Raw genomic sequence first — 17,403 nt, forward strand, 5'->3', positions numbered from 1 at the left:
GTCAGGACTGCGGCGGCGTGGCGGTATTTTCCGCGCGGTCCCCGCTGCGGAAGCTGACATAGGCTTCGCCACGCAGTTCCTGCAGGAAGCGGTTGTACTCGTCTTCCAGCTTGCGGCGGCCAATGGTCTCGCGGATCTGGGCGCGCTGGTTGTCGTTGGTCACGTCGGTCTGGCGGGTGGCCACGCGCTGCACGATGTGCCAACCGGCATCGGTGCGGAACGGCTGGCTGACGTCGCCGTCCTGGATGCCGGCCACCTGCTGGCCGAACGCCGGACCGAACGCGTCGACCGGGAACCAGCCCAGATCGCCGCCCTGGCCCTTGCTGTTGTTGTCCTCGGAGGATTCCTTGGCCACGGTTTCGAAATCCGCGCCGCCGGCGATGCGGGCGCGCAGGGTATCGATCTTGGCCTTGGCGGCAGCGTCGGTCTGGTGATCGTCCACGCGCACCAGGATGTGGCGGCCGTGGTATTCGGTGACCGTGTGCGCGCCACCGCTGGCGGCGCTGGCATCACGCACTTCCACCAGCTTCAGCAACTGGAAGCCGCTGGGGCCGCGGATCGGGCCGACCACTTCGCCGGGCTTCATCTTTTCCATCAGCTGGGCAAAGGCCTGCGGGATTTCATCCAGGCTGCGCCAGCCCAGATCGCCGCCTTCCAGCGCGTTCGGGCTGTCCGAATAACGCACGGCGGCAGCGTTGAAGTCCAGCTCACCCTTGTCCAGCAGGGCCTTCACGCCCTCGGCCTTCTTCTGGCCGGTGGCGATCTGGTCGGCGTTGGAGCCGTCGGGCAGGGCGATCAGGATGTGTGCCAGGTGGTACTGGTTGCCCACCGTGGCCTGCTGCTTCAGCGCGGCGTCCACTTCACCCTCGCTGACGCTGATGCGGCTCTGCGCGAAGCTCTGGCGCAGGCGCTGCACAGTGATTTCATCGCGCACCGAAGCACGGAAATCGTTGAAATCGATGCCGTCGTGGGCCAGGCGCTGGCGCAGTGCATCCAGGTCCGAGCCGTTCTGCTGGGCGATGGCATTCATCGCCTGGTTCAGCTCCTGGTCGCTGACGCGGATGCCGCTGCCCTGGGCGCGGGCGACCTGCAGCTTGACCAGCACCAGTCGCTCGAGCACCTGGCGGCTGAGCACGTCTTCCGGCGGCAGCTGGTTTTCACGGCCGGCGTACTGCGCCTTGATGTTGGCGATCGCACGCTGGAGCTCGCTCTGCAGGATCACGTCCTCGTCGACGACAGCGGCGATGCGGTCCAACGGCTGCGCCTCCTGCGCGAGCACCTGCAGGGGGGCGGACACGCTGGACACCGCCAGCAGGGAGGCGAGAAGAACGGGGAAGCGCTTGGTCATGGGATCTGATTCGGATCGTAGTCATCGCGGGTCACCCCGGTGTTGCTGGGCGGCACGAGATAGAGGTCGTCGCGGTTGTAGCCGAGGATAGCACGGCGCAGGGTGCGGTCCGTGTCCTGGCCGATGGAGCTCAGGCCCTTCAGGACGAACTCCACCTGGATGGAATTGTTCATCTCGCCCTCGCGATTGCGGACGTAGCGGCGGCCGACCACGCGCACGGCCAGGCAGCAGCTGTCCCACTGCACGCCGCCGATGATTTCCAGCGGCTCCTTGTCCTGCAGCGAGTAGTAATAGCGACCGACCAGGCTCCAGCGCGCATTCAGCGGGTACAGGAACGACAGGTCAGCCTGCTCCAGCAGGGTGCGGTCATGCTTGTTGGCCGTCGCCGGGGCGCCGGCGTTGATGCGGTAGCGGTAGCTCAGGTTGATCACGCCATCGTTGGGCATCAGGTAGCGGGCGCGGACGCTGGCCAGATCCTCGCGCTTGTACTTCGGGTCCCACTGGTAGGTGGCGCCCAGGGTCCAGCGGTCGTTGATCATGTAGTTGCCGTCGGCGATCCACGCCGACTTGCCCTTCTCTACCGGCGCGCCGCCCGGCGTGACGGTCACCCGCGACTCGTCGAAGTACTGGATCTGGCCGATCGAGGCCGAGAACCGCTCCTTGCCGGTGGTCTGGTCGATGAAACGGGTACTCAGTGCCAGGGTCAGCTGGTTGGCATCGTTCTGGCGGTCGGCGCCGGTGTAGCGCGAATCGCGGAACAGCTGGCCCCAGCTGAAGGTGAAGTCACGGGTGTCGAAGATCGGCAGTTCGTCCTGGTTGCGGTACGGCGTGCGCAGGTAGAACAGGCGCGGCTCCAGCGTCTGCAGGAAGGACTTGCCGCGGATGCTGGTCTCGCGGTCGAAGAACAGGCCGGCGTCGATGCTGCCGATCGGCAGGCTGCGGCTGGGCGAGGTGTTGCCGCGCAGCTGTTCCGGGGTGGCGGTGGTCGGGTCGATGCCCTGCGAGCGCAGAATCTGGCCACGGATGCCATTCACGCCGTCGACCAGGCCGCGATCGAGCTGGTAGGCCGTATACCGATACGCCAGGGTCGGCGTGATGTACCAGGCCGCGCCGCTGATGGGGAACGACACGTACGGCTTCACGTCCAAGCGCGAACCACCGCTCACACCGATTCCGGATCTCTGTTGGACGCCATTGCGCGTGTACTGCAGGTCCGGACCGGCATCGGCGCCGTACTTGAAGTTGATGTCGTCGTGGGTGAAGCGCACGGCCTCGGCGTAAATGCCGGTTTCCAGCCACGGCAGGATCGGCTTGTCCCAGTTGAAATACAGGCGCGGCTGGCGGTTGTAGGGCAGCGCGCTCTCGTTGAGGGTGTAGTCGGTCAGTTGCCAGCGGTCGGCCATGATCCCGGCCGTCCAGTTCTGACCGGTGCCGTACAGGCCAATGGTGCTCTGCAGGTTGGAGGCGGTCACGCCCGCCAGGCGGTTGGCGAAGTCCTCGACATAGCGCTCGTCGCTCACCCAGGCCAGGTTGGCGCGGGCCTGCCAGTGGCTGTTCACGTTGTGGTAGCCGTCGAACATCACCCGGCCGCGGTCGCGGTCACGCAGCCTGTCGCTGGGCATGTAGCTGGTCAGCACCTCGCCACGGCCGCCGTTGTAGAGGTAGCGGAACTCGTTGTCGAGCAGCAGGCCGCGCCGGCTCATGTAGCGCGGGGTCAACGTGTCGTCGTAGTTCGGCGCCAGATTGAAGTAGATCGGCTGCGCGTAGTCGAAACCGTTGCGGCCGGACATGCCCAGCTGCGGGAACAGCAGGCCGGTCTTGCGGCGGTCATCGATCGGGAACTTGAAGTACGGCGCCCACAGCACCGGCACCTTGCCGATCCGCAGCACGGCGTTGCGGGCGGTGCCGAAGCCCTCGTCGTTGTCCACTTCGATCTGCGGCGCCGACAGCTTCCACACCGGCTGTGACGGGTCGCAGGTGGTGTAGGTGGAGCGGTGCATCTGGCCGACCGCGCCCTGCAGGTCGACCGACTCGGCATCGCCGTTGCCGCGGCGCGACACCAGCTGGTACTTGATGTCGGTGATCTTGTGGGTGTCGCTTTCCTGGTTGCCTTCGGCGCGCTTGGCGACCATCCGGATCGACCCGTCCTGGTAGCGGACATTGCCGTCGGCGATGTAGTTGCCGGTCTCGGTGTCGAAACTGAGCTTGTCGGTACCGACGAACTGGTCGCCCCGGCGCAGCGCCACGTTGCCCTCGTACTGCGGCACGGTGGTGGTACCCAGCAGCTGGTCGCCTTCGATGTCGGTCGGCTGGTTCTCGCGGGCGGCCGCAGCGGCAGCCTTGTCCTGGCCCGGGACCGGCGTGGGGGCGTCGGTGAACGCGGGAATGACGTCGGTGGCCGGGCACAGGCCCCAGTTGAGCGGCTTATCATCAGCCATTGCCGGAAGGCTGATGGCGATGCTCAGAGGCAGGGGAAGCAGGCGGAGGGCTCGGCGCACGCGGTTCGGATTCGGGCGAAAACGGACGGTAGCTTGCCCCATCCCTTGCATAGGGGCAATGAAGGACGCCGGAGCCTGCCGGTTCGGGTTCATCCGGCGGAGGTGCCGGCGGATGGCGTAAGCAGGGCCTGGACATGGGCCACGCTGCACTCGGCCAGGGCCTGCAGGTCATAGCCGCCCTCCAGCATCGACACCACCCGGCCAGCCGCGTGGCGGCGTGCCAGCGCGTGCAGCTCACCGGTGATCCAGGCGAAATCGTCGGTCTCCAGCATCAGATCCGCCTGTGGATCACGCAGGTGGGCATCGAAGCCGGCCGAGATCAGCAGCAGCTGCGGGCGGAAGTCGTCGATGGCCGGCAGCATTTCGTCGGCCCAGACGTTGCGGAAGCGGAAGCCGCCGCTTCCCGGCGGCAGCAGGATGTTCATCAGGTTGCCGGCACCGCGGTCGCGGCGCAGGCCGGAATTGGGGAACAGCCCGGCCTGGTGGGTGCTGTAGTACGAAACCCGGGCGTCATGCTGGAAGATGTCCTGGGTGCCATTGCCGTGGTGCACGTCGAAATCGACCACCGCGATCCGTTCCAGGCCATGGCGGTCGCGGGCATGGGCGGCGGCGATGGCGATGTTGTTCAGCAGGCAGAAGCCCATGGCGGTACTGCTGGTGGCGTGGTGGCCCGGTGGGCGTACCGCGCAGAAGGCCAGAGGGTCCTCGCCCAGCATCACCGCATCGACTGCGGCGACGCCGGCACCGGCGGCGTGCACGGCGGCGCTGGCCGAGCCCGGCGAGGTCCAGGTGTCCATGTCCAGCTGGCGCAGCGGTGCGGTCTGCGGCTGCAGCACGAAGTCGAGCAGGGCGCTGTCGTGGACCCGGGTCAGTTCGCCGAACTTCGCCGGCGGCGCCTCGCGCCAGTCCAGCTGGCCGGGGAAGGCGGTGTGCAGCGCGTCCAGCACCTGCTGCAGCCGTTGCGGGCATTCGGGATGGCCGGGACCGGGGTCATGCAGCAGGCAGGACGGGTGGGAATAGACCAGCATCGTGCCGACTCAGCGCTGGCGCTGCTGTGGCTGCCACAGCGCTTCGCCATGGCCGTCGGCGCGGGCCAGCACCCGGGCCAGCACGAACAGCAGGTCCGACAGCCGGTTGAGGTATTGCAGCGCCTCGCTGCGGACGGCCTCGTGGCGGGCCAGGGTGACCGTCTCGCGCTCGGCGCGGCGGACGATGGTGCGGGCCAGATGGCAGCGCGCGGCAGCTTCGCCGCCGGCCGGCAGGATGAATTCCTTCAGCATCGGGAGGTTGGCGTTGTAATGGTCCAGCTGCTGCTCCAGGGCCGAGACGTCGGCGGCATGGATCGCGGCGTGGCCGGGAATGCACAGCTCGGCGCCCAGATCGAACAGCTGGTGCTGCAGATGCACCACCAGCGCGCGTACATCCTCGGGCAGGGGCGCGGCCAGCAGCAGGCCGAGCGCGGCGTTGGCCTCGTCGACGGTACCGAAGGACGCCACGCGGGCGTCATCCTTGGCCACGCGTTGGCCGTCGCCAAGGCCGGTACTGCCGTCGTCGCCGGTGCGGGTGTAAATGCGCGAGAGGCGATGACCCATGGCGCGCGGCTCAGTGGCGGATGTCGCGGCGGGCCTGCTGGAGCTTCAACACCTGCTCCACGGCCAGCTGCAGGGCAGCGGCCAGCGCCACATAGATCGCCGTAGTGCGCAGGTAGGGCCCGAACCACTGCGCGTAGTTCTGTGCCCAGCCGGCCAGCGTCGGCTCGGCCACGTTACGGCTGGTCCAGTAGAAGCCGCCCTGCGCCAGCAGGTGGCAGATCGCCACCGACGCGACCAGCAGCAGCGCACCCTTGGCCAGCACCGGCCAGCGCGCGCCCTGGTAGTTGCGGCCCAGCAGCATGCCGCCGGCCCACAGCGAGAAGTACGCCGGCAGCAGCAGCCAGTAACCTGGCGACACGCAGTAGTGCTGCCAGAAATCCAGGCCGCTGCTGCGGATCACGATCCAGTCCACCAGCACGGCGAACACCATCAGCAGCGGAAACGCCCAGCGTGTCCACGTGGCCAGATAGAAGCCACCGATGAAGAACACCGCCCAGGAGGCATCCGGAATGGCCGCGAAGTGGTTGACCCGGGTCGCCGCCAGCAACAGCACGAGGACGGACAGGACGAAGGCGCGGTTGGCGGTGGCGGACATGGCAGCGGGCCCGGAGCGGATTCAGGTTTCATTCTAGCCCGCCGCGCCGGTTGGCGCAGGCGCCGCTTGTTCGGCGTACAGTCGGGGCGAGCGCGTATCATGAACACATGAGTGAACGACATGACGTGCTGATTGTCGGTGGTGGCCTGGTGGGTGCCAGCCTGGCCATCGCCCTGGACCGGCTGGGCCACGACGTGGGCCTGCTCGAGGCCAGCCCGGCCGGCGAGCTGCCTGCGGTGTTCGACCAGCGCAATCTCAGTTTCGCCGCTGCCACCGTCAATGCGCTGACCGCGCTGGGGGTGATGCAGAAGCTGGCGATGGCACCGGGCCCGATCCGGCGCATCCATGTCAGTCGTGCCGGCGATTTCGGCCGTGTGCAGCTCGAAGCGGCCGATTACGACCGGCCGTGGTTCGGCCAGGTGGTGGTCGCGCGCGATTTCGGCCAGGCGCTGGAAGCGCGGCTTCAGGAGCTGCCGCGCCTGCGCCGTTATCGGCCGATGCGGTTCCTGGGACTGGGCGAGGTGGTGGACGGCTACCGCCAGGTGCGGGTGGCTGACGAGGCGGGTGAACGCGTGCTGCTGGCACGTCTGGTGGTGGGGGCCGATGGCACCACCAGCGGCGTGCGTGGCGCGCTGGGCATCGAGGTCGACCGCCATGATTTCCAGCAGACCCTGTTCGTCGCCCGCGTGCGCAGCCAGCGTGCGCCGGATGGCACGGCCTGGGAGCGCTTCACCGATACCGGCCCGACCGCCCTGCTGCCGCGCGGTGACCGCCACTTCGGCACCGTGCATGGCGTGGCCCGCGATCAGGCCGATGCGGTGATGGCGCTGGACGATGCGGCCTGGCTGCAGCGCCTGCAGGACGCGATCGGCTGGCGTGCCGGCCGCCTGCTCGAATCCGGTCCACGCAGCGCTTATCCGCTCATCCAGGTGCTGGCGCGCGCATTGGCCGGTGAACGCACGGTGCTGCTGGGCAATGCCGCGCAGACCATCCATCCGCTGGGTGCGCAGGGCTTCAACCTGGGCCTGCGCGATGCGCTGACCCTGGCCGAACTGCTGGAGAATGCGCATGAGGATGCTGGCAGTGATGCATTGCTGCAGGCCTATGTTGCACGCCGCGAGGAAGACCGCCGGCAGACGGTGGCGTTCTCCGGCGGCCTGGCACGGCTGACCAGCAACCCGGCGCCACTGATGCGGCCGCTGCGCAGCCTCGGTCTGGTGGCCGCACAACGCGCCTCGGTGCAGTCGATGCTGGTCGGTGGTGCGATGGGCTTCCGTGGCGAAGTACCGCGGCTGTGCCGTGGAGAAACCGCATGAGCCGCCGCGCGCGCCTGGATGTGGCCATCGTCGGCGGTGGCGTGGTCGGTGCCGCGTGCGCGCTGGCGCTGGCCGATGCCGGCCTGTCGGTGGCGTTGGTGGAAGGTCGTGAGCCCGCGCCGTGGCAGGTTGCGCAACCGGACCTGCGCGTGTTCGCCTTTGCCGCCGACAACGTGCAGCTGTTGAACCGCCTCGGCGTGTGGCCGGCGATCGCCCAGGCCCGTGCCTGGCCCTACCGGCGTATGCAGGTGTGGGATGCGGCCGGTGGCGAAGATCTGCTGTTCGATGCCGATCGCTTCGGCCGTCGCGAACTGGGCTACATCGTCGAGAACGGCCTGCTGCAGGACCGCCTGTGGGCGGCGCTGCCGGCGGCGGGCGTGCAGCTGCACTGCCCGGCACGGGTGGAAGCACTGGAGCAGGACGAGGATGGCGTGCGCCTGCGCCTGGATGACGGTCGCCGCCTGGAAGCGGCGTTGGCGGTGGCCGCCGACGGTGCCGAATCGACCCTGCGCCAGCTGGCCGGGATCGAGGTTGAAAAGCATGACTACCACCAGCGTGGCGTGGTGGCCTACGTGGACAGCGATCTTTCCAACCAGGCCACGGCCTGGCAGCGTTTCCTGCCGGGCGGTCCACTGGCGCTGCTGCCGGTGGCCGAGCGCCGCAGCTCCATCGTCTGGACCCTGCCCGAGGATGAAGCGGCTCGCGTGCTGGCGTTGGACGAGGACAGCTTCAACCGCGAACTGGCCCGCGCCTTCGCGGCACGCCTGGGCGAACTGCGTCTGGCCTCGCCGCGTGCGGCGTTCCCGCTGCGCCGCCAGCTGGCCCGTCACTATGTGGCCGGCCGCGTGCTGGCGCTGGGCGATGCCGCACATGTGGTGCACCCGCTGGCCGGGCAGGGCGTGAACCTGGGGTTGCGCGATGTCGCTGCCCTGCAGCAGTGGCTGGCGCCGTCGGCCGAGCGCCGCGGCCAGCCGCGGCTGTCGCCGCAGCGCCTGCAACGCTGGGCACGCGAACGGCGCAGCGACAACCACATCGCCGCCTACAGCTTCGATGCGATCAACCGCCTGTTTTCCAACGACGAAATGCACCTGACCCTGGCCCGCGGCCGCGCGCTGGGCTGCGTCGGCAAATGGCCGCCGCTGGTGCAGGCATTCTGGAAGCGCGCCGCCGGGGTCTGAAGCAAAAAGGGGACGGAGGGGATTAAGTCGTTTGTGCACATACGACTTAATCCCCTCCGTCCCCTTTTTCAATCCACCAGCCAGCCGGCCAGGTCGGTGCGGTCCAGCTTGCCGCGGTGCCTGCGGTCCAGCGAATTGAATTCGTCGGCCAGCGCCGGGTTGGCCTGTGCTTCCTCGCGGCTGATGAAACCATCGCCGTTCACATCCAGCGCAGCGAAGTGGATGCGGTACTGGCCGACCACGCTGCTTGGTTCCAGCGAGCGCACGGTCACCTGTGCCTCGCCGGCCTGCTGCGGAATCTCGACGCTGCCGCTGACCCGGCCCGCATCCAGCGGTTGCCGGCGGATCGCGCCGCCGGTGGGGCCCAGCGGCTGGCTCTGCGCAGGAGTGTGCGGCAATTGCTGGGCCACCGCTGGTGCGGCGGCCAGCAGGGTGATCAACATGGCGAGCGAGTGGTATCGCATGGTTCCCTTCCTCGGTAGCGCCGGGCCCATGCCCGGCGGGCATGTTCCTCAGCGCAGCGGCGAGGCCAATACCGTGATCTCCTCACGGTCGTGATAGAGCTGCTTGGCGCGTACCACCAGCGGCTTGCCGGCCTGGTCCTGGAACAGGTCCAGGCACAGGCGGGTTTCGTCCCAGCGCTTCTTCATCGGCAGCTTCAGATTGAAGATGGCGTGCCTGCACCAGCCTTCGCGGAACCAGGTGGCCATGCGTTCGGCCACGCGGCGCGGCTGCTCGACCATGTCGCAGACCATCCAGTCCAGCGGCTGTTCGGGGTGCCAGTGGAAACCATCGGCGCGCAGGTGCTCGACCAGACCGGTGTCCAGCACGTGCTGGCGCAGCGGGCCGTTGTCGATGCTCAGCACGTGCATGTGCTGGCGGGTCAGTACCCAGGTCCAGCCGCCGGGGGCGGCGCCCAGGTCGGCCGCACGCATGCCGGGCTTGGCCAGTGCTTCGCGTTCTTCCGGCGTCAGCAGGGTCAGCAGTGCTTCGTCCAGCTTCAGTGCCGAACGCGAAGGCGCCTCGGGCAGCAGCTTCAGGCGCGGGATGCCCAGTGCCCACGGCGCGCTGTCGGCCGGGTCGGCCACGCAGACGAAGGCATGGGTGCCGTCGACGAACACCACGTGCAGGCGCGGCAGGCGGTTGTTTGGCTTATCAGTGAGCTTGCCGGCCTTGCGCAGCGCCGGGCGCAGTGCATTGCCGAAGGCACGGGCCAGCCCGGACAGTGGCTTGCCAGCGTCCGAATCGGGGTGCTCCACCCACAGGTCGCCGAAGCGCGGCGCATCGGCCAGCACCTCCAGCATCGGGGTGATGCGATCGCTCGGGTCCAGCTGCGGCAGCTCGGCCAGCACGACCAGCTTCTGCCGCGCGAAGATCAGTTCTCGCCAGCGCAGGCGTGGCGCCAGTGCTGCAGCGTCGTCGCACATGAAAAGCACATAGCCGTCATTGCGCTGGGTGCGCGCATAGCCAGCGAAACCGGCTTCACCGGCGCGGAACTGCAGCTCGCCGGCCAGCTCGGGTTCAAAGCCCTGCCGGCACAGGCACAGCAGGCCGATGCCGGTTTCAGTAACGGGCGCCATCGCTTTCCCCATAGGTTCGCAGCACGCTGCGCGCGGCGTCGCGGTCCAAGCCCTGCACCACTTCGATGCCACGCTTGTTGAGCTCGCCGACCCAGTCGGCCGGCAGCGGGCCTTCATCGAACGGGGTCAGTTCCTCGACGTCGGCCGCACTGGCACCGATCAGCAGGCGGTCGATGCCGGCCCACACGGTAGCGCCATAGCACTGGCAGCATGGCTGCGAACTGGTGGCCAGGGTGACCGGCGACAGCACCGCGTTCAGGCGCGGGGTCTGCAGGCGCTGCTGGGCCAGCATGTAGGCCATGTTCTCGGCGTGCGCCAGCGAAGTCGCGTGCGGCATCACCCGGTTCACGCCAGCGGCGATGACCTTGTCGTCCGGGCCGAACACCACCGCACCGAACGGGCCGCCACTGGCGTGCTCGACGTTCAGCCGCGACAGCTCGATCGCCAGCGCGACCTTGGCCTCGTCGCCCGGATATCGACGATCCAGGTCGATCTGGTCGTGGATCCAGGCGGGAAGGGTCAGGTGGACTTGCGCGTACAGCATCGCGGGGGTGCCTCGTGTGGGATGGAAAAAAGTGCGGTTGCTTGGGGAACCGGCGCGCAGTGTAGCCGCACCGGCCTGTATCGGGTGTGGGCGTGGGTCAGCCTGGCGAGCCGGTGCGGACCACCACGTACTGCTTGCGGAATTCCAGCCCTGCCTGCGGCCAGCTGGCCGCGTAGGCGCGCAGCAGGGGCAGGGCGGCGGCGAAGTCGTGGCCGTTGACCCGGCAATCGGCCTCGCACAGGCCATCGGCATCGCGCGAGGCGAACAGGCGGATGGCCAGGAAAGAACGCGTCTTCAGCAGCGCATCGAATGCATCGATGCTGCGCGTGAACAGGCAGCAGGGGCAGGAGCCATGATCGTCTTCGCTGCGGGGGCCGGTGTCCATCTCATGCTCGCGGTAATGCGCCAGTGGACCGAGCACCACGGTGCGTTCGAGTTCCTGGCCGTCAGCGCCGGCCGGATAGGTCAGGCCCATCATCGGCAGGCCCTGCGCGTCTTGGGCGCCGATCGCGGTCTGCAGGGTCACCAGGTCCACCCGGGCCCAGGCCTGGAAGCCGGACAACAGCGATGCCTGCTCATCGGCACCATTTGCGTGCTGGTACTCGAACAGGCCATCGGCGAACAACTGCGGATGCTGGCTTTCAATGACGGTGGAGGTCTGCCAACCACCGTTGTCGCGCGCGTGTGCGGCCATTGCATGCGGGGTCAGGCGCAGGCCGCTGTCCAGCAGCAGCGCGTTGCCGTCGACGCGGCTGGCGGTGCCGGCGTCCTGAAGGACCTGCTGCAGCAGCGGGAGGAGGGCAGCGGAGGTCGTGGTCATGTCAGGCCTGTCGGTGGATGGGGTGGAACATCCAGGCAGGGCCTGGAAAATCTAATGGTCGAGCGCGTCGAGTTCGGCGCGATATCGCTGCGCGTCGGGTTGCTGCTGCGGATCGTTGCCGTGGTCGCGCAGCCAGCTTTCCAGCTCGCGGCGATAGTCGGCGCGGAACTCGGCATTGCCCGGGCTGAAGTGCAGCTTGCGCGCCGCTACCTCCACGCGCTCGCGCGCACTGGCACGGGCCTGGGCGATGCCATGCGGGGATTCGTTGGTGAGGATGACGAAGTTGCGTGGGAAGCCCGGCGTGTACTTGACCACGAACGGCTGGTCGCGCGCCGGGATGCGGATGGCGTTTTCCAGCGGCCACAGCGAAGCGGTGTTGGTGTAGAACACCACGTCCACGTCGCGGCCCTCGGCGGTATGCAGCACCCCTTCGTAGCGCCAGATGTACTGTTCGTTGAGCGTGGAGCTGGTCTGCTCGGCCTTGACGATCACCGCTTCACCCCGCTCGCCCACCATGTTGAGGAAGGTGGCGTTGAGGAAATGGCCGAGGAACATGTTGAGCATCGCCAGCGGGAACACCACGATGGCGTAGCCCGGAAAGCGCCGCCACCACGAGACCAGCCCGGCCAGCACCATCGCTGCAAAGAACGTCAGCAGCGGATGCTGCGAGATGAACCAGAACAGGACGGAGAGGGCGGTGATCATTGTCGATGGCGTGCGGGCGCCATGCTGGCGCCCGCGCAGGTCCTCAGGCCGACCAGGTATCGCGCAGGGTCACGCTGCGGTTGAAGACCGGCTTGGCTTCGGTGTGGTCGCGGCGGTCGGCGACGAAGTAGCCGGTACGTTCGAACTGGAACGACTGCTCCGGCGTGGCGCTGGCCGCAGCCGGCTCGACATAGCCGGTGACGGTGCGGCGCGATTCCGGATTGAGGTAATCGCGGTAGGTCTTGCCTTCCGATTCGTCGTCCGGGTTCGGCACCGAGAACAGGCGGTCGTACAGGCGGATCTCGGCCGGCACGCCATGCACGGCGCTGACCCAGTGGATGGTGCCCTTGACCTTGCGGTTGGCGCCTTCCATGCCCGGGCGCGATTCCGGATCCAGCCAGCCGCGCAGTTCGGTGATGGTGCCGTCGGCATCCTTGATCACTTCATCGCAGCGGATGATGCCGGCGCCGCGCAGTCGCACTTCGCCGCCCGGCACCAGGCGCTTCCAGCCCTTCGGCGGCACTTCGGCGAAGTCCTCGCGGTCGATCCACACCTCGCGTGCGAACGGCACTTCGCGGCTGCCGAAGCTCTCGTCCTTGGGATGGTTGCTGAAGGTCAGCAGCTCTTCGTGGCCTTCCGGCAGGTTGGTCAGCACCAGCTTGACCGGATCGACCACCGCCATGCGGCGCGGTGCTGCGCTGTCCAGGTCTTCGCGCAACGCGCCTTCCAGCACGCTGAAGTCGATCAGCGAATTCTGCTTGCTGATGCCCACGCGCTCGGCAAACAGGCGCATCGCAGACGGGGTATAACCACGGCGGCGCAGGCCCTGCAAGGTCGGCATGCGCGGGTCGTCCCAGCCGTCCACCAGCTGTTCGGTGACCAGCGCCATCAGCTTGCGCTTGCTCATCACCGTGTAGTTGATGTTCAGGCGCGAGAACTCGATCTGGCGCGGCTTGGCAGCTTCGCGCGGCAGGCCGGCATCGACCAGCGGCTGGGTCAGCGCATCGTCATGGGCGAAATCGACGTTGTCCACGCACCAGTCGTACAGCGGGCGGTGGTCTTCGAACTCCAGCGTGCACAGCGAGTGGGTGATGCCCTCGATCGAATCACCCAGCGCGTGGGCGAAGTCGTACATCGGGTAGATCGGCCACGCGCTGCCGGTGTTCTGGTGCTCGACGTGCTTGATGCGGTACAGCGCCGGATCGCGCAGGTTGATGTTGCCGCTGGCCATGTCGATCTTCGCGCGCAGGGTGCGCGCGCCATCCGGGAATTCACCGGCGCGCATGCGGCGGAACAGGTCGAGGTTCTCCTCGACGCTGCGGTCGCGCCACGGCGACGGGCGGCCCGGCTCGGTGAGAGTGCCGCGGTAGGCGCGCACTTCCTCGGCCGACAGGTCGCAGACATAGGCCTTGCCCTGTTCGATCAGCTTCTCGGCGGCCAGGTAATAGGCCTGGAAGTAGTCCGAAGCATGGCGCAGCTCGTTCCACTCGAAGCCCAGCCAGCGCACGTCGTCCTGGATCGCGGCCACGTACTCCGGATCTTCCTTGGCCGGGTTGGTGTCGTCGAAGCGCAGGTTGCAGACGCCGCTGAACTCGCCGGCGATGCCGAAGTTCAGGCAGATCGACTTGGCATGGCCGATGTGCAGGTAGCCGTTCGGCTCCGGCGGGAAGCGGGTCTTGATCGCCTGGTGCTTTCCGCTGGCCAGGTCCTCGCGCACGATCTGGCGGATGAAATCGCGCTTCTCGTGGCTGTCGGCGGGGGTCTCGGGGCTGGCGGGGGTGTGCTCGGACATGAGTCTGGGGCGAAAAAGGGCAGAAAGACCAACAGTCTAGCGCGTACCGGGCGGGGTTGCCCGGTGGGGTGTGGGGATGCCGGCCAGCGGCCGGCACTACCCTTGCCTGCAATGCCGGCCCACCTTCTGGTAGTGCCGGCCGCTGGCCGGCAACTCTCGGATCCCGCCCCCGGCACCATTCAGCCCCCGGGCGTATGCTGGAACCCTGTCCCACGGAGCCGCCGCATGCACATCGTGTACAAGGCCGACAACCTGTTCGACGCGCACCTGGTCAAGCACGCGCTGGAAGATGCCGGCATCCCGGCCTTCGTGTTTGGCGAGCAGCTGCTGGGCGGCATGGGCGAGCTGCCGCTGTTCGGTGTGCTGCGGGTGGGAATCCCCGATGCGGCACGCCCGCAGGCCGAGGACATCGTGGCCGCGCTGGACTTGGGCCACGCGCCGGACGCCCCCATTTCAGATGCAGACGACATAGCCGGCCTTCCGGCGTAGGAGCGCATCATGTTGGGAATTGGCCAGGGCATCCTCGGCATCGGGGCCTTCAAGCAGCGCCTGCCGCGCCCGGAAGAGGCGCTGCCGGGACGCGAGCAGCCGTTGCCGCTGCACAGCAACCAGCACTTCGTGAACAGCCATCCGCTGAAGGACCGTTTCGCCGGCCTGCAGCAGATCCGCTTCGCGCTGGGCTGTTTCTGGGGCGCCGAGCGCAAGTTCTGGACCGAGCCGGGCGTGTACAGCACGTCGGTCGGCTATGCAGGTGGCATCACGCCGAACCCGACCTATGAAGAGGTCTGCTCGGGCCTGACCGGCCACACCGAAGTGGTGCAGGTGGTGTTCGACCCGGCGGTGGTGAGCCTGGAACGGCTGCTGCAGCTGTTCTGGGAAAGCCATGACCCGACGCAGGGCATGCGCCAGGGAAACGACACCGGCACCCAGTACCGTTCGGCGATCCATGCCACCGACGAGGGCCAGTACAAGGCCGCGCTGGCCAGTCGCGAGGCCTACCAGGCGCAGCTGGATGCGGCCGGCTACGGCCCGATCACCACCGAGATCGTGTACCCGGCACCGGCGTACTACTACGCCGAGGACTACCACCAGCAGTACCTGGCGAAGAATCCGAACGGCTATTGCGGCATCGGCGGCACCGGCGTGAGCTGCCCGATCGGGTTGGACGTGGAGGCGCCGCGCTGACGCGCGGTGGTCCGCCTGCGGCGGGCAACGTCAACGGCTGAAAGCCAAAGCCAAAGCCAAAGCCAAAGCCAAAGCGGCTCTGGGTTGCTGCTTGTTGGGTGGGGCGGTGTGGGTTGGCAGGACACGCCGTGAACCCCGCTCCGCGGTCCGGCCCAGCCGCTGGCGGCTGTGCGTTCGGGCGCTTGCGAAGCAGTGCTTCGCAAGCAAAGCGCCCTCACCCCTGGGGGCTCGATGGCGCCTTGCTCGTGTGCGCTGTCCTGCGCACACGGCAAGACCGGGGTTGGGCGTCCTGCCCAACCCGCCCGAGGCATGCCTCGGGCCCGTGGCGCCAACGGTCCTGCCAACCCACACCGCCCCACCCCCGACAGTTTCCCGGTGACGGTAAGAAAGAGCATTGGGTTACTGACGAACTGATGGAAAACAAAAAGGACGCGGCGTTCGCCGCGTCCTTTTTGTTTGGTTCTGCATTGCCCTTGTAGAGCCGAGCCATGCTCGGCTCCGAGCAAGCGAAGCGCGCGACCCGCTGTTGCTCTTCTTTCTTTCTTCCGTGGCGGGCGGCCGCAGGAAACTGTCGAAGGCAGGGTGGGTAGGCCGTGCAGGGGCGTGAGCCGCATGGATGCGGCGACCGAGCTTACAGGGACGTACTTGCAGCGTCCCCTGCACGGCCTACCCACCCTGCCAACCACATGACCCGCTCTTCGCGACCAAGCTCCCCGCCACGAGGGGCTCAGCCGTTGGCCGGAATCCTCACAGTGCCGCGCGGATCCGCTCGCGCAGCGCTTCCAGATCCTTGGCAAACGCATCGATGCCGGTCGCCAGCTTCTCGGTGGCCATCGGATCGGCCGCCAGGTCCGCCGCGAACTTGGCCGCATCGATCGGCGTCACCGCCGCGCCATCGGCGGCGCCGGCCACCAGCTTGCGCGGCAGCTCGCCGTGGTCGGCGTCCAGCTTCTCCAGCAGGTCCGGCGAAATCGTCAGGCGGTCGCAGCCGGCCAGTGCTTCGATCTGCGCGGTCGAACGGAACGAGGCGCCCATCACCACCGTCGGCGAACCGCGACGCTTGAATTCGGCGTACACGCCGCGCACGAACTTCACGCCCGGGTCTTCGTCGATGGTGGCCGGGGTCTGGCCGTTGGCCACGTACCAGTCGAGGATGCGGCCGACGAACGGCGAGATCAGGAACGCGCCGGCTTCGCTGCAGGCCAGCGCCTGGGTCGGGTTGAAGATCAGCGTCAGGTTGCAGTCGATGCCTTCGGCCTGCAGGATGCGCGCGGCTTCCACGCCTTCCCAGGTCGCGGCGATCTTGATCAGGATCTTCTCGCGCGGCACGCCGGCGTCGGCGTACATCTGGATGAACTGGCGGGCCTTGGCCACGGTGGCCGCGGTGTCGTGAGCCAGGTCGGCATCCACCTCGGTGGATACCCGGCCCGGCACCAGCGTGCTCAGCAGCGCGCCGACGCCGATGGTCAGGCGGTCGGCCACCGCGTGCACCACGGCTTCGCGGTCGCCACCCTGCTGGCGGCCCCAGGCCAGTTCGCGTTCGATCAGCTCGGCGTAGACCGGCAGGTCCAGCGCCTTCTTCACCAGGGTCGGGTTGGTGGTGCAGTCCACCGGCTGCAGGCGCTTGATCGCCTCGTAGTCACCGGTATCGGCGACGACCACGGACAGTTCACGCAGCTGGGACAGTTTGGACGGGGTACTCATTGCGGCTCCTGGTGCAAGGGAATCGAATCGCGCGCGGTGCGCAGCGGTAATCAGGGGCGGTCGTTATGGACCGCGGTCACGCGCAGGCGCAGCTTCCGGCCACCGGGCGCGTTCCAGTCGATGCTCTGGCCGATCGAAAGGCCGAGCAGGGCACTGCCGACCGGGGCCAGCACGGAGACCTTGCCTTCATCGACGTTGGCTTCGCGGGGGAAGACCAGGGTCAGGACGTGCTTTTCGCCCGACACTTCATCTTCGCATTCCACGCGCGAATGCATCATGACGATGCCTTCGGGAATCTGGTCCGGTGCCATCACGGTGGCCCGGTTGAGTTCTTCAGCAAGCGCGAGCGCGGCAGGCGTCTGGCTCAGCGCGGGGGATTCGAGCATGGCGTCCAGGCGGTCCATGTCGAAAGTAGAAACGGTGATCGACGGCGGCAGGCCGCTGGCGGTACTCATGGTGAAGCTCCTTGGTTGAAGGCCATGCAAAAGGCGGCACCTGCTGGCGCCGCCTGTCTGTATTGTGGGGACAAATGCGGCCGGAATCGAC

17 protein-coding genes are annotated in these 17,403 nt (G+C 67.8%); 4 read left to right on the top strand and 13 right to left on the bottom strand.

All coding sequences use genetic code 11. The annotated features are described in order from the left end of the window. Window position 1: 1 nt before the first annotated feature. The 5 genes from VG543_RS15710 to VG543_RS15730 all read right to left on the bottom strand — a co-directional run bounded on the left by VG543_RS15710 (window position 2) and on the right by VG543_RS15730 (window position 6,033). Complete coding sequence (locus VG543_RS15710; protein WP_423178746.1) at window positions 2–1,348, bottom strand: peptidylprolyl isomerase; 1,347 nt, start codon at window positions 1,346–1,348, stop codon at window positions 2–4. Then, entirely contained in the window at window positions 1,345–3,846 is a 2,502-nt protein-coding gene (gene lptD, locus VG543_RS15715) for an LPS-assembly protein LptD (RefSeq protein WP_423178745.1), read from the bottom strand. The genes VG543_RS15710 and lptD overlap by 4 nt, the downstream gene beginning before the upstream one ends. A gap of 89 nt (window positions 3,847–3,935) precedes the next feature. Then, window positions 3,936–4,874, bottom strand: coding sequence for a histone deacetylase family protein (locus VG543_RS15720; protein ID WP_019661122.1), 939 nt, complete (start codon window positions 4,872–4,874; stop codon window positions 3,936–3,938). Between the two features lie 9 nt (window positions 4,875–4,883). After that, on the bottom strand, window positions 4,884–5,438 hold the full coding sequence (locus VG543_RS15725; protein WP_019661123.1) for a cob(I)yrinic acid a,c-diamide adenosyltransferase: 555 nt from the start codon (window positions 5,436–5,438) through the stop codon (window positions 4,884–4,886). 10 nt (window positions 5,439–5,448) lie between these two features. Beyond that, window positions 5,449–6,033, bottom strand: coding sequence for a hypothetical protein (locus tag VG543_RS15730; RefSeq protein WP_019661124.1), 585 nt, complete (start codon window positions 6,031–6,033; stop codon window positions 5,449–5,451). Between the two features lie 107 nt (window positions 6,034–6,140). Here VG543_RS15730 and ubiH point away from each other — a divergent pair, with 107 nt between their 5' ends. Both ubiH and VG543_RS15740 read left to right on the top strand, forming a co-directional pair. Continuing rightward, on the top strand, window positions 6,141–7,349 hold the full coding sequence (ubiH, locus tag VG543_RS15735) for a 2-octaprenyl-6-methoxyphenyl hydroxylase (protein WP_423178744.1): 1,209 nt from the start codon (window positions 6,141–6,143) through the stop codon (window positions 7,347–7,349). Continuing rightward, on the top strand, window positions 7,346–8,527 hold the full coding sequence (locus tag VG543_RS15740; protein WP_423178743.1) for a UbiH/UbiF family hydroxylase: 1,182 nt from the start codon (window positions 7,346–7,348) through the stop codon (window positions 8,525–8,527). The genes ubiH and VG543_RS15740 overlap by 4 nt, the downstream gene beginning before the upstream one ends. A gap of 68 nt (window positions 8,528–8,595) precedes the next feature. On the opposite strand, the gene VG543_RS15745 is transcribed toward VG543_RS15740, so the two are convergent. The 6 genes from VG543_RS15745 to VG543_RS15770 form a co-directional block, all read right to left on the bottom strand. Further along, window positions 8,596–8,991, bottom strand: coding sequence for an EF-hand domain-containing protein (locus VG543_RS15745; protein WP_134732195.1), 396 nt, complete (start codon window positions 8,989–8,991; stop codon window positions 8,596–8,598). A gap of 48 nt (window positions 8,992–9,039) precedes the next feature. Continuing rightward, the gene (gene rlmM, locus VG543_RS15750) at window positions 9,040–10,107 is read right to left on the bottom strand and encodes a 23S rRNA (cytidine(2498)-2'-O)-methyltransferase RlmM (protein WP_019661128.1); all 1,068 of its coding nucleotides are present in this window, start codon (window positions 10,105–10,107) and stop codon (window positions 9,040–9,042) included. After that, entirely contained in the window at window positions 10,091–10,651 is a 561-nt protein-coding gene (locus VG543_RS15755; RefSeq protein ID WP_019661129.1) for a nucleoside deaminase, read from the bottom strand. Before VG543_RS15755 ends, rlmM begins: the two co-directional genes overlap by 17 nt. 97 nt (window positions 10,652–10,748) lie before the next feature. Beyond that, window positions 10,749–11,471, bottom strand: a complete 723-nt coding sequence (locus VG543_RS15760) for a DUF6348 family protein (protein WP_021203194.1) — start codon at window positions 11,469–11,471, stop codon at window positions 10,749–10,751. Window positions 11,472–11,522: 51 nt separating this feature from the next. After that, a complete protein-coding gene (locus VG543_RS15765) occupies window positions 11,523–12,176 on the bottom strand; it encodes a hypothetical protein (protein WP_423178741.1) in 654 nt (217 codons plus the stop codon). Window positions 12,177–12,219: 43 nt separating this feature from the next. Further along, window positions 12,220–13,968 (bottom strand): glutamine--tRNA ligase/YqeY domain fusion protein, encoded by a 1,749-nt coding sequence (locus tag VG543_RS15770; RefSeq protein WP_423178740.1) that lies wholly within the window; start codon window positions 13,966–13,968, stop codon window positions 12,220–12,222. 225 nt (window positions 13,969–14,193) lie between these two features. On the opposite strand from VG543_RS15770, the gene VG543_RS15775 reads away from it, so the two are divergent. Continuing rightward, a complete protein-coding gene (locus VG543_RS15775) occupies window positions 14,194–14,457 on the top strand; it encodes a DUF2007 domain-containing protein (protein ID WP_005408153.1) in 264 nt (87 codons plus the stop codon). Between the two features lie 30 nt (window positions 14,458–14,487). After that, window positions 14,488–15,153 (top strand): peptide-methionine (S)-S-oxide reductase MsrA, encoded by a 666-nt coding sequence (gene msrA / locus VG543_RS15780; protein WP_031270096.1) that lies wholly within the window; start codon window positions 14,488–14,490, stop codon window positions 15,151–15,153. A 747-nt stretch (window positions 15,154–15,900) separates the two neighbouring features. On the opposite strand, the gene VG543_RS15785 is transcribed toward msrA, so the two are convergent. Together VG543_RS15785 and rnk are read right to left on the bottom strand one after the other, a co-directional pair. Beyond that, entirely contained in the window at window positions 15,901–16,857 is a 957-nt protein-coding gene (locus VG543_RS15785) for a transaldolase (protein WP_423178739.1), read from the bottom strand. Window positions 16,858–16,907: 50 nt separating this feature from the next. Beyond that, the gene (gene rnk, locus VG543_RS15790) at window positions 16,908–17,312 is read right to left on the bottom strand and encodes a nucleoside diphosphate kinase regulator (protein ID WP_019661134.1); all 405 of its coding nucleotides are present in this window, start codon (window positions 17,310–17,312) and stop codon (window positions 16,908–16,910) included. Window positions 17,313–17,403: the final 91 nt, after the last annotated feature.

The sequence above is a fragment of the Stenotrophomonas sp. CASM101 genome (assembly GCF_049384845.1).
Lineage (GTDB): Bacteria > Pseudomonadota > Gammaproteobacteria > Xanthomonadales > Xanthomonadaceae > Stenotrophomonas > Stenotrophomonas hibiscicola.